Origin of the sequence: Aquitalea pelogenes, from assembly GCF_001515305.1 — a bacterium.
Taxonomy (GTDB): domain Bacteria; phylum Pseudomonadota; class Gammaproteobacteria; order Burkholderiales; family Chromobacteriaceae; genus Aquitalea; species Aquitalea pelogenes.
Genome location: NZ_LNQV01000004.1, coordinates 84,526 through 97,766, shown reverse-complemented (window position 1 = coordinate 97,766; position 13,241 = coordinate 84,526). Strand labels below are relative to the sequence as shown.

Below are 13,241 nucleotides of genomic sequence, written 5' to 3'. Positions count from 1 at the left end.
TTAGCAATGAGTTATATTGGATTTTTCTTATTAACTGTACTTTAGTTCAGTATCTTCGGCGTATGTCATGTAAATGCATGTGCCTATATTAGAGGCCGAAATTGCCGGTAAATCAGTGCGACTGTGACTGATATTCAATATGTGATGACATGTGAAAATGAATTGAATGGTATCGGCGTGGTTGTGGAAATTGCACTCAATGGAACGTATTGCACTGGATATTCTCTATCGGAATACGCATTTGTATTATTTAATATGTTCAAGGAGTGTTTCGTGAGATTAAAAGACTTTGCATCCATTGTTGTGATCGCCTCAATGCTGGCCGGCTGTGCCAGTGCCAATCTGACTGGCTTTCTGGATTCGTTTCGTCATTCCGGAAGTGGTCAATATACGGATGCCGATCAGGCAATTCCGTTTATTTCAATGCTGTTTGATAATGGAGGTGTGGTAAATATTGATGTGGGTGAACTGCCATTTGTGTATGCCAAACTCAATGAGGATGGCGAGCTGGAGTCGGTTCGTCCGCTTGAGGGCGGGGTCAGGCTGGATGATGGCCAGCTGTTACAGGGCTACCATTCTGACTCCTATGTCATTCGGCGCAGCTACAGCAAAAAAGGCAGTTCAGGAACTGTCGTTATGCCGGACAAGCCCGATGCCCTGGACGCTTGGTTAAGTCCCGACATGCCACCAGCCATTCTGTTTCTGTATCAGCAGGATCAGTCTGGTGGCATCAAGCTGGAAAATGCAGCGCAGTTTCTGAGTGGTGGAGCCAATATGGCTAGCCACCATATACAGGCACTATTGGCCGTGGATCCGTCCATTTATGAACTGGTACCGGGCAGTGACTATCGTCGCTTCTTGCAGCAGATGGCGACGCGTAGCAAGCGTTGCGACAACAAGGGCGACGAACGCAGCCTGGCAACGGTGCCCTGCCTGCCCAATCACCAATTACCGGTGATTTTTGCCATCAAGGCCAAGCGGGTGATTCACCTGAGTCAGGAAATGCTTAATCATGCTTTCGGTGGCAAGGCAGATTTGCCACTCATCCCTGTTGATGCGAGCAAGACCAGCCTGGAAATTGATGCTAACAGGCAGCGCATTACTGCCTTGTTCACGCATTATGAGGATGCACATGAGCAGGACCTCCCCTTGCAGTGGCGCTGCGATCAGGAGCATCACTGCTATCCCAGCGGAATTGCAGCCGACAACGATGAAACATTGGTGTATGCGGTGTTTGCCACCAGCGCCATGCGTTTTGCCCGCTATCTGGATGCCAAAGTGCCTTTCACGCTGAATAGCAGCCCGGCCTTGCTGACCCCGTCTGACCCAGCAGCGCTTGCAGCCCGGCAGCGCCGTGACAAGACCCATTCCAATGCTTGAACCGGTGCCGGGACATGGGGCAGTCCATGACGAGCCTTGCCGCAGTACAACGGATACGTCCTTTTCCTGTTGTGCCCCTGGATTGCTGCTGATTTAGTCATGTAGGGCGTCATCCATCGCCATGCACAAGGCCCGCCATTGGCGGGCCTTGTGCATGGTCATTTCCGCCTGTTACAGCCCGTGCAGGCTGGCCATCTCATCCAGCAAGCGGTGCTGCAATTGCAGCATGGCCGCGCAGGGCTGCTGCTGCTTGATGAAGTCCAGCAGCGGGTCGACTACTTCGCTGCCAAGGCCCGACAGGGCTTCGATGGTGGCGAGGCCGCAGAATGGCACATAGGCTTCGGAGTAGCCGCCTTCGTGCATCAGCACCAGCTTGCCGGCGCAGTGCTGCCCGGCAAAGCTGCGTAGCAGGCTGGTCATCTGGCGGAAGGTGTCACTGTGGGCCAGCATGCGCGCCAGCGGGTCCACCGCATTGGCGTCATAACCGCAGGCGACAATGATCAGCTGCGGCTGATAGCGCTCCAGCGCAGGCAGCACGATACGCTGCATGGCGTACAGATAGGCATCGTGACCACTGCCCGGTAACAGCGGGATATTGATATTGGCTCCCAGCCCGGCCCCTTCACCCCGGTCTTCGCTGCCGTTGTAGCCCGGCGGGAAGCAGCCATCCTGATGAATCGACATGGTGAGGACGTCCGGGCGCTGGTAGTAGATAGCCTGGGTGCCGTTGCCGTGGTGCACGTCCCAGTCCAGCACCGCCACCCGTTCTATGCCGTAGCGCGCCTTGGCCGCTTCGATGGCAACGGCAATATTGGACAGGAAGCAAAAGCCCATGGCGGCATCCGGCAGGCAGTGGTGGCCCGGCGGGCGGGTCAGCACATAGGCATTGGCCACCTCGCCGCGCCACACCGCATCCACCGCGGCGATGGCAAGGCCGGCAGACAGGCAGGCAATGTTGTAGCTGCCCGGCCCGACCGGTGCTTGTGGGCCGAGTTCGCCGCCGCCGGCGTCGCTGATGCGGTTGAATTCATCCAGATAGGCTGCGCCATGTACCCGCAGCAGGTCTTCACGGCTGGCTGGCCCGGCAGTGCATTGGCGCAGCTGACGGCTGATGCCGGCCACATCCAGCAGGTTTTTCAAACGGCGCTTGGTTTCCGGCGATTCGGCATGGCCGGCGGCGGCTGGCGGCTGCACCCAGCCTCCCACCGGCAGTGTCAGTGCATGCAGGCCGGCGCTGTGCCACATGCACAGTTCATCAAAAAAAAGGCGGTAGCGGATGTCATGGCTTCTCCTTGGGTTTCAGGCGTGGGCAGGAATGGAGCGGGGGGCTTGCAGTGCCAGCAACAAGGTCAGCGACAGGGCGGCTACCAGGGTGGCCAGCAGTAGCAAGACATGCAGGCTGCCGCCATTGGCGGCGATCAGCTGACCGGCCAGCGCGGGGCCGATGGCCAGGCCGCCACCGATGACCAGATTGGTGGCATTCATCAGCTTGCCGCTGTGGTCGATGTCGGCCAGCGTGGCCAGGATGAAGGGCAGGATGAAGGTCCAGCTGAACTTGAACAGCAGTGCTGCGGTGGCAAAGCGCGCCAGTGCCGGCTTATGCAGCAACAGCAGCATGGCTGCCATCATCATGGCAAAGCCGGCCAGCAGCAGTCGGGAGCGTGGCAGGCGACGGCCAATCAGCGAGGCGCTGCCGGCACCTGCCACGCCCAGCAAGGTGGCAATGGCGAAGATATTGCCGCTTTGCTGCGGCTCAATGCCGGATTGCACCGCGATCTGGCCGACAAAGGTCCATACCCCGCTCAGGCTGATGTAAAACGCCAGTGTGGCGATGATGCCTAGTGCAGCACGCCCCCGGCGTGGGCTGGAGATGGACACAGTGCTCGCTGGCGTGACTTCCTGCAGGCGCTGGGGAAAACAGCGTGCCAGCGGTGCACACAGTGCCATCAGCAAGGCCAGCCCCACATAACAGGCGGCAATGCCGAAGCGGGCAAACAAGGATGGCATCGCCACCAGCCCTACGGCCCCCAAGGCCAGCTGGCCCATCACCCACAAGCCATAAACGCGGTCGCGGTTGGGCAGGGTGGCGGCAGCGGACAGGCACAGAATCATCAGCGAGCCTCCGGCCAGTGCACTGACAAAACGCAGGCCCAGCAGCAGCGGATAGCTGACGGTAGTAGCCGATAGCAGGTTGGCTGCGATGAATACCAGCACCGCCAGCCAGGCGGCGTTGCGCCAGTTGACGCGCGGCAGCCAGAAAAATGCCGGCAGGGTGGCCAGGCTCATGGCACCCAGTTCGGCGGAGAACAGCTTGCCGATATCCACCGGCCCCAGTTGCAGCTGGCTGGCCAACTGGCTGGCGACGGCGGGGGCCATCATCAGCACGGCAGGGACGATGGCGGCAAAACCGACAATGGCGGCCATGGCCGGACGCGCATGGTGTGCTGGTGAGGCGGGCTTGGCGCTGGATAGCGTGTTCATGGTTTTTCCTCTGTAGCGGGTGATCCGTCGGGCGGATGTTCTTGTCGGCTTGGTCAACTCAGAAAACATGTACCAGACGCAACATGGCCTGGCTGCTGTCAAAGCTGTTGGTGGTGTGGACATTGCGCGCCAGCATCAGCATCAGCTGGTCTTGCTTGCTGAGCCAGTGGCCCAGTTCGACGCCCAGCTGGGTGCTGTTCTGCCGGGTGTCGGACAGCGTCTGTCCATTCAGGCGCAAGGCCCCGCCACGGGTGTGGTACAGCCGTAGCGCGCCGTAGGTATCCGGCGTGAAGTCATAGGAAGCAAAGGCCTGCAGCCGGTACAAGGGCTGCTGTTTCAGGCTGTTGCCGAGATAGTTGTCGTTGTTGCCGTAGAACTGGGCTTCCAGCGAGGCTTCCAGCACCCAGTTTTTGCCTACACCGTGGGTGTAGTTGTAGAGAAAGGTGGCACCCCAGCGGTTTGCTCCGGCGGAAACATCCGGGTGCCTGGCATCGTAGCTGCCTGCCGGCAGGGTGATCAGGGTCAGCAGGCCGCTGTACTCGCGCTTGTCCGGCTGGTTGATGAAGAACAATGTGCCGCCCACTTGCGGGTCGCCGATGCCACTGTCCTGCTGGCTGGTCTGGCTGCCGGGCAGGGTGGCTTTGATGTGAGCGGCCGGGATGATGAACTGCGGCGTGCACAGGGTGCCGCAGAGATCGGAAAACCATAGCTGGCGCCAGGCCAGGGCCTCCACGTTCAGCCGGGCCTGCTGGTCCTTGCCGCTGGCGGAGTGAAAGCTGTCGGCCCAGGTGACGGGCAGGTAGAGCACGCCCAGCGAGGTGCCGACCGGTGCGCTGAAAAAGTCGCGGGCATTGGTATCGGCGGCATGGCCGGGCAGGCTGATCAGCAGCAGGCTGGCTGTCAGTACGGTCAAAACAGGGCGAAACGGGGTCATGGTTTGTTCCTTTGGATGGGTGGGCGAAAAAACCTGGACGCAGCTGTCCCTGCCCGCCATGGCGGACCATGGCAGCTTCGGTAGCTTCAGGGACGTAGGGGTGGAATCAGCAGGCTGGAAAGATCAGCCGAATGGCGCTTGCTGGTGCAAGAGATGGGCGATGCCTGCCTTGCCCTTGATGCCCAGCTTGGCGTAGATGGCGCGAATGTGATGGCGTACGGTATGCGGCGACATGCCCAGCCTGCGTGCGATGTCCTTGTAGGTGAGTCCTTCGCCGAACAGGCGGGCGACATCGGTTTCGCGGCTGGAAAGCTGCTCCATCGCGCAGCGGTAGCGCGCGGTCAGCAGGTAGAGGTCGCTGATGCGGCGCGCCTCGATATTGAGCCTGTCACCGTCATGTCCTTGCGGTGACAGGCCGGCGGGCAAGGCCGGGCCAGTCCAGTGTGGCCACTCGGTCAGCAGCAGGTCGACAAAGCCGGGCTCGGCACAGTGCAGGGTGCCGTGCTGGTCGCACACTGCCATGGCCAGCCGCGGCCCACTCATGGTTTCGCGCAGCGCCTGCAGGGTGCGGATCTGGTTGACGGCTACGCTGGAGGCCAGGTGCGGCATCAGGCAGGACAGCAACAGGCAGTCGGCGGCAGTAAAGCGTGGTGCGCCGTGGCGACGGTACAGCGCCAGATGGTCGCTCAGCTGGGTGACCGGGTCGATGTGAATCACGCACAGCAATTCACCAATGTCGTGGCGCTGGCCCAGCCATTGCAGTTGCGGCGGTGCATCGTCGCCCTGCATGTCCACCACCACGGCCAGGCCTGGCCGGGCATGCACGCGCGTCACGGTGACATCGTGCTGGCGGATGGATTTCCAGTCGTCGATGTAGTGGTCCGGCAGGCCAAACAGAAAGGAACTGTGCTCATGCGGGCCATCCGCCGCCTGGGCGGCGCGGCCCCACCAGGCCTTGTCGAAGTGCAGTTGCGGGCGCAGGCACTCCAGCACGGTGTGGTGAAAGCGCTCCAGCGACTCCTCGCGCGCCAGGCGATAAATCTCCAGCAAGATGGCGCTGAACATGGCCAGATCGGGCTGATGGTCTGATGGCTGCTGCATGTTGTTCTCCTCTGTATGGCGTGCGGTGGCTGCGTGGCCTGCCGTCTGTCCTGCAGGGCGGCTGACAAAATGGCAAAGCGTCCCTGTGGCAAGGCGCGCCGACGCAGGCAGTACAGGCAGTACGGCAAGGCGGAGCAACGCAGCGGCAGGGTTTTTGTCAGTCGCTCTTATTGTGGAGCCAGTGTCATGCAGCTATCAGGCGCTGACCATCCTGCAAATGAGGGATGGGCTAGCGTCGGCGGAAAATCCGGGCGCTTGCCATGAAAAATCCGCCATTTTTGCCAATTCTGGATAGACAAAATGCAACAAATCGACAGCCGGGGATCAGTTGGCCGGGATTTCGTCCCACAAGTGGGTAATAAAGCCGGCCACCAGCGGCGAGCTGTCGCCCTCGCGGGTGGCAATGCCCATGGCCAGATACGCGCCCTCGTCGGTCAGCGGGATATAGCGCACGCCCGGCAGCTGCACACAGTTCAGCGGCGAGGGCAGGATGGCGATGCCAAGGCCGGCCGCCACCAGCCCCACCTGGGTGGTGGCCTCGCCCGCTTCCTGGGTGATGCGCGGCTCGAAGCCCCTGGCCTCGCACAGCTGGCGGATGACCGTATGCAGGCCGGTACCGGCACTGCGCGGATAGCTGATCATGCCTTCGTCGCGCAATTGCCCCAGCGACAGGCTGGGCTCACCTGCCAGCGGGTGGTTGCTGTTGATCACCACCAGCAACGGGTCGCGCCGCAGCTCCTGTACCACTATCCAGTCTGCCGGAGACAGGCCGTTGAAACGCACGAAGCCGACATCGATATCCTGCTGCTGCAAGGCGGAAAACTGGTCGGTGGTGAACATTTCGCGCAAGGTCAGCCGTACTGCCGGGTAGTGCTGGCGATAGGCATGCAGCGCGGCGGGCAGGATGGGGGTAAGCGGCAGGGAGGAGGTAAAGCCGATGCGCAGCTCGCCCACCTCACCGCGCGCGGCGCGTCTGGCCTGTTCGGCGGCCTCTTCGGTATCGGCCAGAATGCGCCTGGCGCGTTGCAGAAATTGCTGACCGGCGGCGGTGAGTTCCACCTTGCGCTTTTCCCGCAGAAACAAGGCCACGCCCAGCTCGGCTTCCAGTGCCTGGATTTGCTGGGACAAGGGCGGCTGGGCGATGTGCAGGCGCTCGGCAGCGCGGGTGAAGTGCAGCTCTTCGGCAACGGTGACGAAGTAACGCAGGTGGCGCAGTTCCATATTGATACTTTTAAAGTATTAATAATTGAATAAAGATATATTGGACTGCTGTTTTGTCAAGGACTAAGCTCGAATCCTGTATCACTGCTACCGGTTTCATCATGCCTCCCGATTCTGCTTCCTGTGCTGCTACGCTACATGCAGGCCCTGCTGCCTCACAGGAGAACACCATTTCCCCCAGCGCCCGCCTGCAAGCCGGTTCGCCCGCCTTTCGTGCCACTGCACGTGCCATGTTTGTCGGCGGCTTTTGCACCTTTTCCATGCTGTACAGCATGCAGCCGCTGATGCCGATGTTTGCGCAAGACTTCGCCCTGAGCCCGGCTGCCGCCAGCAGTGTGCTGTCGGTGCCCACTACCGGCCTTGCGCTGGCGCTGATTCCTGCCAGCTTTCTGGCGGACAAGGTGGGGCGCAAGCCGGTGATGAATATCGCACTGAGCCTGGCTGCACTGCTGATGTTGCTGGCGGCTTTTGCGCCCGGCTTTCAGCAGTTTCTCTACCTGCGTGCCATTTTCGGTGTGGTGCTGGCGGGCTTGCCTGCCGTGGCCATGGCCTATCTGAGCGAAGAAGTGGAGCCCTTGTCACTGGGCCATTCCATCGGCTTGTATATCGCCGGTAATGCGCTGGGTGGCATGAGCGGGCGCTTTCTGGCCGCGGTGATTGCCGACCACTTTGGCTGGCGTGCCGCAGTACTGTCACTGGCGGTGCTGGGGATTGCCGGTGCCATCGAGTTCTGGCGCAGCCTGCCGGATTCGCGCCACTTCAAGCCGGTGCCGCTGAACCTGGCCGAGCTGCGGCGCGATGTGGGCAGCCATTTTGCCGACGGCGGCCTGCCCTGGTTGTTCCTGTCCGCCTTCCTGTTCATGGGCTGCTTTGTCAGCCTGTACAACTACCTGGGTTTCCGCTTGCTGGCCGCACCGTTCAACCTGAGCCACAGCGTGCTGGGTTTTGTGTTCTCGCTGTACATGGTGGGTATCTGGGCCTCGGCTTGGGTAGGGCGCATGGCCGACCGCTTTGGCCGCCGCAACATGCTGTGGCTGATGGTGGTGCTGATGGCCGCCGGGCTGGTGTGCACGCTGGCAGATTCGCTGTGGCTGATGGTGCCGGGCATTGCCTTGTTTACCTTCGGCTTCTTTGGTGGCCATTCGGTGGCCAGCAGTTGGATTGGCCGTCGTGCGCAACGCGGCAAGGCGCTGGCCTCGGCGTTTTACCTCACCGCCTATTATCTGGGTTCCAGTGTGGTGGGTTCCTTCTCCGGCCTGCTGTGGGGCATGGGCAAATGGAATGGTGTAGCGGCGATGATTGCGCTGGGCTTGCTGGCCCTGCTGCTGATTGCCTTGCGGCTGCGCAAGCTGGAGCCGCTGGCGGTGTAAGTTGTCTGACTATTAAAAATGAAAACGCGTGGACAGTGGCCACGGCGTTTTGTTTTGCTGCACTAAAACAGAGCAGGTACTTAGCACTCCACCACGTTGACCGGTACTTCAATCACATTGATGGCCAGACCGCCACGGGCGGTTTCCTTGTACTTGGTGCTCATGTCGCGGCCGGTGTCACGCATGGTCTTGATCACGCGGTCCAGCGACACGCAGTGCTGACCATCGCCACGCAAGGCCATGCGCGCGGCATTGATGGCCTTGACCGAGGCCATGGCGTTGCGCTCGATGCACGGCACTTGCACCAGGCCGCCCACCGGGTCGCAGGTCAGGCCCAGATTGTGTTCCATGCCGATTTCCGCCGCATTTTCCACTTGTTCCGGCGTGCCGCCCATCACCTCGGCCAGCGCACCGGCCGCCATGGAGCAGGCCGAGCCCACTTCACCCTGGCAGCCTACTTCGGCACCGGAGATGGAGGCATTGAGCTTGAACAGGATGCCGATGGCACCGGCGGTCAGCAGGTAGCGCACGATGCCGTCTTCGCTGGCGCCCGGTACAAAGCGGGCGTAGTAATGCATTACCGCCGGGATGATGCCGGCGGCACCATTGGTGGGGGCAGTGACCACGCGGCCACCGGCGGCGTTTTCTTCATTCACCGCCAGCGCATACAGATTCACCCAGTCCATCACCGTCAGCGGGTCGCGCAGCGCGGCTTCCGGCGCAGCCAGCAGCTTCTGGTACATGTCGGCGGCGCGGCGTTTTACCTTCATGCCACCGGGCAGGGTGCCTTCGCGCTGGCAGCCGCGTTTGACACAAGCTTGCATCACGCCCCAGATGGTGAGCAGGTCACGGCGTACTTCTTCCTCGCTGCGCCAGGCCAGTTCGTTTTCCAGCATGATCTGGCTGATGCTCTTGCCTTGTTCCTTGCACAGTGCCAGCAGCTCGGCGGCGGTATTGAACTGGTGTTTGAGCTCGGTGACGCCCGGCGGAGTAAAACCGGCCTCGATGGCGGCTTCATCCACCACAAAGCCACCGCCCACCGAATAGTAGGCGCGCTTGGACAGGCTGTTGCCGTCTGCGTCGAAGGCTTCAAAAATCATGCCGTTGGGGTGGTAGGGCAGGGTTTTGCGCTTGTGCAGGATCAGGTCGTCCGGCTCGTTGAAGGCTATGGCGTGCTCGCCCAGCAGCTTCAACTGTTTTTCCCGGCGGATGGTGGCCAGGATGTCCGGCACGGCGTCGGTATCCACCATGTCGGGCAGTTCGCCCGCCAGGCCCAGCAGCACGGCGGTATCCGAGCCGTGGCCCTTGCCGGTGGCTCCCAGCGAGCCATACATCTCGCTGCGTACGCGGCGGGTGGCCGTCAGCAGGCCGTCTTTTTCCAGCCGGGCGACAAACTGGCGCGCGGCACGCATCGGGCCAACCGTGTGGGAGCTGGACGGGCCGATACCAATCTTGAACAGGTCAAAAACACTGATTGCCATGATGCTCTCTTGTCTGATGCAGGCAGCCTGCCGTGCAGGCCGCCGGTGTTGCGGGTGGGGGACTGCCTGGTTGCGGATGCAGGCCCGTGTGTCGTGTGTCAGCGTGTCATGCTTTGTGCAGGCTGACTGTTCTGCTTCCGGCCATCAGGCGTCGTGAAGCGTCAAGTCCGGTAACCGGGTGGGGGTTGGCGAGCGGGCGCGGGTCTGCTGGTGCCGGGCGGTGGCTGACGGCCGGGGCTTGCCCCTTGAATTTAGCCGGACAGCCTGCGCGCAGGCATGGCGCAGTCTTCGCCCCCTCTGTCCTTTTGCCTGAGAGATTGTGGTCGGCAGGCGACCTTCCTTCGGCGAGACCGCAGGGCAGCAAACAGGCCCGGGTCTTCTCTCCAGAGAGCCAGATGATGGTGCAGTTCTTTTGCCTGAGAGTTTCTGGGGCGATACCCCTTCGGCGTCACCTCCGGGGTGATCTCTCCTGCGCCATCCATTACGGCTGGCTGGCACTGTAGATAAGCCGGGAATGGCTGTCAACGCCAATATTGGTGCGGGTTTTGATGTGCGGTTGCAGCATGCGGGGGCCAATGAAAAAAGCCGCCTGCAGGAGCAAGGCGGCCAAGGCGGGTACGCGGGAAAATCAGTGTGCGACGGTAAAGCGCTGGCGGCTGTGGCGCGGCGTTTCCACCTCGTCGGCAATGGCTACGGCAAGGTCGGCCACGCTGATGCCGGCGGGGGCTTCACCATCCATCAGCAGTGCATCGCCACCCAGGCGGTACTGACCGCTGCGCTCGCCCGGAGCCAGCAGGGCCGGTGGCGACAGGAATACCCAGTCCAGCACGGTTTCCTGTTGCAAGTCTGCCAGTGCCTGGCGGGCGCCTTCGGCACCTTCCTTGTATTCGGCGGGGAAGTGCGGGGTGTCGATCAGTTGCACGCCCGGTGCCACGTACAGGCTGCCGGCACCGCCCACTTCCAGAAAACGTTTCACCCCTGTCTGTTTCACGCCGGCCACAATGGCGGCATGACCCTTGAGGAAGAGGGCACGGATGTCGGCCTTGTCCCAGCCGGGATTGAAGGTGCTGATCACCATATCGTGTCCGGCAACGGCCTGGGCAATGGCGGCGGCATCGTAGGCATCGGCCTTGACGGCTGTCAGTTGCGGGTGGGCGGGCAGGCGTTCCGGGCGGCTGACAATGGCGGAAACCTGATGCTGGCGGGCCAGCAGTTCTTGCAGTACGGCAGAGCCGACAAAGCCGGTGGCACCAATCAGAGCGATTTTCATTTTGCATTCCTTTGAGTGGATAGTGAATTAATCGCAGTGTAATGACTTGCCGTCCTGCTGATAATCAGCTGATACTGGCATTAATAACTTAGCCAAACTTAATAATATGGATATCTTGCGCCGTATGGCAGTGTTTGCCACCGTGGTGGAGCAAGGCTCGATGGTGGCGGCGGCACGTGCGCTGGGCATGACGCCATCAGCAGTCAGCCAGCACATCAGCAAGCTGGAGTCGGAACATGGCGTGTCCTTGCTGCACCGGACCACGCGCAGCCTGACCCTGACCGAAGCCGGCAGCCTGTTTTATCAGGGCTGTGCCGACATGCTGGCCGCTGCGCGCCTGGCCGAGCAGCGCCTGAACGAAATGCGTGACGCCCCGGTGGGCGAATTGCGCCTGTCCGCACCCACCGGCTTTGCCGGGCCCATGCTCACCGAGGCGCTGGCCCCCTTGCTGGCGGCTCATCCGCGCCTGAGCCTGAAGCTGTTCTTTCATGACGAAATGATCGATCTGGTACAGCACCGCATCGACCTTGCCTTGCGTGCCGGGGATCTGAAGGATTCCTCGCTGGTGGCGCGCCATCTGGCGGACTGGGAGAGCGTGTTGTGCGCGGCACCGTCTTATCTCGCGCGTCATCCGGCTATCACCACGCCCCAGCAACTGGAACAGCACCAATGGGTGATGCTGGACCATGAGCGCAGTCACACCTGGCTGACCATGGAAAATGCAGCTGGCGAGGTAGAGCGGCCAATGGTGGAGCGGCGGGTGAGCAGCAATAACATTCTGGCGGCGCGGCAGTTTGTGCTGGCCGGCATGGGCCTGTCGATACAGCCGGAGCCCGAAGTGCGGCAGGAACTGGCCGATGGGCGCTTGCTGCGCGTGTTGCCGCAATGGCGCTTGCCTGCCCTGGGGATCTTCGTGGTGACGCCACGGCGCGATGCCCAGCCGGCTAAAGTGCGCTATGCCATCGAAGCCTTGCGCCAGCGCATGCAGCAAAAACCGGGAGCGGCGACATGAGCAGGGCGGGCCTGACGGTGCTGCAGGACAGGCTGGCGCAACGCGATTGCCTGTTGCTGGACGGTGCGCTGGCCACCGAGCTGGAGGCGCGCGGTTTTGATCTGGCCGACCCGCTGTGGTCGGCACGCGTATTGCTGGAAGCGCCACAGGCTATCGCCCGGCTGCATCTGGACTATCTGCAGGCCGGGGCCGACATCATCACCACCTCCAGCTACCAGGCGAGTTTTGAGGGCTTTGCCCGGCGTGGGCTGGACCGGCTGCAAGCGGCCCGGCTGATGCAGCTGTCGGTGAATCTGGCCTTGCAGGCGCGCCAACGCTTCATGGCCGGCCAGCCAGAAGAGGCGACAGCGCCGCTGGTGGCAGCGTCGGTCGGGCCTTACGGGGCCATGCTGGCGGATGGTTCGGAATACCGGGGGGATTATGGCCTGAGCGTGGCGCAGCTGATGGACTTTCACCGTCCACGGCTGGCTGTGCTGGCCGCCAGTGGTGCCGACTTGCTGGCCTGCGAAACCATTCCCTGTCTGCAGGAGGCCGAAGCGCTGGCGCGCTTGCTGCAGCAGGAATTTCCCGCCACGCCCGCCTGGATCAGCTTCAGTTGCCGTGATGCAGAACATGTATGGCAGGGCGAGCGGCTGGCCGACTGCATGGCCATGCTGGACGCCGTACCGCAAGTGGTGGCACTGGGGGTGAACTGTACCGATCCATTGCTGCTGGAGGCACTGTTGGCGCAAGCGGCCAGCGTAACTTCCAGGCCCTTGCTCGCCTACCCCAACTCCGGCGAGCACTGGGATACGGAACGGCACTGCTGGCAGGGTAGCGCCAGTGTGGCGGGTTTTGTTGCACTGGCGCAGCGCTGGCGTGCTGCCGGGGCGCGGCTGATTGGTGGCTGCTGCCGTACCGGCCCCGCGCATATTGCCGCCTTGCGTGCCAGCTTTGTCGCCAATGACGGTTAAACAAAAAGCCGGTCAATGACCGGCTTCAGGCAGCTGAC

The 13,241-nt window shown here is 61.9% G+C and carries 11 protein-coding genes and 1 riboswitch; of the genes, 4 read left to right on the top strand and 7 right to left on the bottom strand.

Annotated features, from left to right (window positions below):
• Positions 1 to 123 precede the first annotated feature (123 nt).
• On the top strand, positions 124 to 1,380 hold the full coding sequence (locus AWT75_RS02890) for a hypothetical protein (RefSeq protein WP_153013221.1): 1,257 nt from the start codon (positions 124 to 126) through the stop codon (positions 1,378 to 1,380).
• Between the two features lie 171 nt (positions 1,381 to 1,551).
• Here the strand turns inward: AWT75_RS02890 and AWT75_RS02885 are convergent, their stop codons facing one another.
• The 5 genes from AWT75_RS02885 to AWT75_RS02865 all read right to left on the bottom strand — a co-directional run bounded on the left by AWT75_RS02885 (position 1,552) and on the right by AWT75_RS02865 (position 7,117).
• Positions 1,552 to 2,625 (bottom strand): class II histone deacetylase, encoded by a 1,074-nt coding sequence (locus AWT75_RS02885; RefSeq protein ID WP_062787109.1) that lies wholly within the window; start codon positions 2,623 to 2,625, stop codon positions 1,552 to 1,554.
• Positions 2,626 to 2,679: 54 nt separating this feature from the next.
• Complete coding sequence (locus AWT75_RS02880; protein WP_062787105.1) at positions 2,680 to 3,861, bottom strand: MFS transporter; 1,182 nt, start codon at positions 3,859 to 3,861, stop codon at positions 2,680 to 2,682.
• A 58-nt stretch (positions 3,862 to 3,919) separates the two neighbouring features.
• Complete coding sequence (locus AWT75_RS02875) at positions 3,920 to 4,795, bottom strand: transporter (protein ID WP_062787196.1); 876 nt, start codon at positions 4,793 to 4,795, stop codon at positions 3,920 to 3,922.
• A gap of 123 nt (positions 4,796 to 4,918) precedes the next feature.
• Complete coding sequence (locus AWT75_RS02870; RefSeq protein WP_062787101.1) at positions 4,919 to 5,896, bottom strand: helix-turn-helix transcriptional regulator; 978 nt, start codon at positions 5,894 to 5,896, stop codon at positions 4,919 to 4,921.
• A gap of 324 nt (positions 5,897 to 6,220) precedes the next feature.
• Positions 6,221 to 7,117, bottom strand: a complete 897-nt coding sequence (locus AWT75_RS02865) for a LysR family transcriptional regulator (RefSeq protein WP_062787097.1) — start codon at positions 7,115 to 7,117, stop codon at positions 6,221 to 6,223.
• Positions 7,118 to 7,218: 101 nt separating this feature from the next.
• On the opposite strand from AWT75_RS02865, the gene AWT75_RS02860 reads away from it, so the two are divergent.
• Positions 7,219 to 8,487, top strand: coding sequence for an MFS transporter (locus tag AWT75_RS02860; protein WP_052694302.1), 1,269 nt, complete (start codon positions 7,219 to 7,221; stop codon positions 8,485 to 8,487).
• An 80-nt stretch (positions 8,488 to 8,567) separates the two neighbouring features.
• Here AWT75_RS02860 and AWT75_RS02855 read toward each other — a convergent pair whose 3' ends face one another.
• Together AWT75_RS02855 and AWT75_RS02850 are read right to left on the bottom strand one after the other, a co-directional pair.
• The gene (locus AWT75_RS02855; RefSeq protein WP_062787094.1) at positions 8,568 to 9,968 is read right to left on the bottom strand and encodes an L-serine ammonia-lyase; all 1,401 of its coding nucleotides are present in this window, start codon (positions 9,966 to 9,968) and stop codon (positions 8,568 to 8,570) included.
• A gap of 394 nt (positions 9,969 to 10,362) precedes the next feature.
• Positions 10,363 to 10,450, bottom strand: a riboswitch (glycine riboswitch).
• A gap of 146 nt (positions 10,451 to 10,596) precedes the next feature.
• Positions 10,597 to 11,238 carry an NAD(P)-dependent oxidoreductase gene (locus tag AWT75_RS02850; protein ID WP_062787091.1) on the bottom strand — a complete coding sequence of 214 codons (642 nt, stop codon included), beginning with the start codon at positions 11,236 to 11,238 and terminating at the stop codon, positions 10,597 to 10,599.
• A gap of 124 nt (positions 11,239 to 11,362) precedes the next feature.
• Here AWT75_RS02850 and AWT75_RS02845 point away from each other — a divergent pair, with 124 nt between their 5' ends.
• The gene (locus AWT75_RS02845) at positions 11,363 to 12,250 is read left to right on the top strand and encodes a LysR family transcriptional regulator (RefSeq protein WP_197077251.1); all 888 of its coding nucleotides are present in this window, start codon (positions 11,363 to 11,365) and stop codon (positions 12,248 to 12,250) included.
• Positions 12,247 to 13,203, top strand: coding sequence for a homocysteine S-methyltransferase (gene mmuM / locus AWT75_RS02840; RefSeq protein WP_062787088.1), 957 nt, complete (start codon positions 12,247 to 12,249; stop codon positions 13,201 to 13,203). Before AWT75_RS02845 ends, mmuM begins: the two co-directional genes overlap by 4 nt.
• The last annotated feature ends 38 nt before the right edge of the window (positions 13,204 to 13,241 follow it).

Excerpts from the sequence above, each read along its gene's own strand:
- AWT75_RS02885 (WP_062787109.1), bottom strand. The coding sequence starts at position 2,625 with ATGTGGCACAGCGCCGGCCTGCATGCACTGACACTGCCGGTGGGAGGC.
- AWT75_RS02880 (WP_062787105.1), bottom strand. The coding sequence starts at position 3,861 with ATGAACACGCTATCCAGCGCCAAGCCCGCCTCACCAGCACACCATGCG.
- AWT75_RS02875 (WP_062787196.1), bottom strand. The coding sequence starts at position 4,795 with ATGACCCCGTTTCGCCCTGTTTTGACCGTACTGACAGCCAGCCTGCTG.
- AWT75_RS02870 (WP_062787101.1), bottom strand. The coding sequence starts at position 5,896 with ATGCAGCAGCCATCAGACCATCAGCCCGATCTGGCCATGTTCAGCGCC.
- AWT75_RS02865 (WP_062787097.1), bottom strand. The coding sequence starts at position 7,117 with ATGGAACTGCGCCACCTGCGTTACTTCGTCACCGTTGCCGAAGAGCTG.
- AWT75_RS02860 (WP_052694302.1), top strand. The coding sequence starts at position 7,219 with ATGCCTCCCGATTCTGCTTCCTGTGCTGCTACGCTACATGCAGGCCCT.
- AWT75_RS02855 (WP_062787094.1), bottom strand. The coding sequence starts at position 9,968 with ATGGCAATCAGTGTTTTTGACCTGTTCAAGATTGGTATCGGCCCGTCC.
- AWT75_RS02850 (WP_062787091.1), bottom strand. The coding sequence starts at position 11,238 with ATGAAAATCGCTCTGATTGGTGCCACCGGCTTTGTCGGCTCTGCCGTA.
- AWT75_RS02845 (WP_197077251.1), top strand. The coding sequence starts at position 11,363 with ATGGCAGTGTTTGCCACCGTGGTGGAGCAAGGCTCGATGGTGGCGGCG.
- mmuM (WP_062787088.1), top strand. The coding sequence starts at position 12,247 with ATGAGCAGGGCGGGCCTGACGGTGCTGCAGGACAGGCTGGCGCAACGC.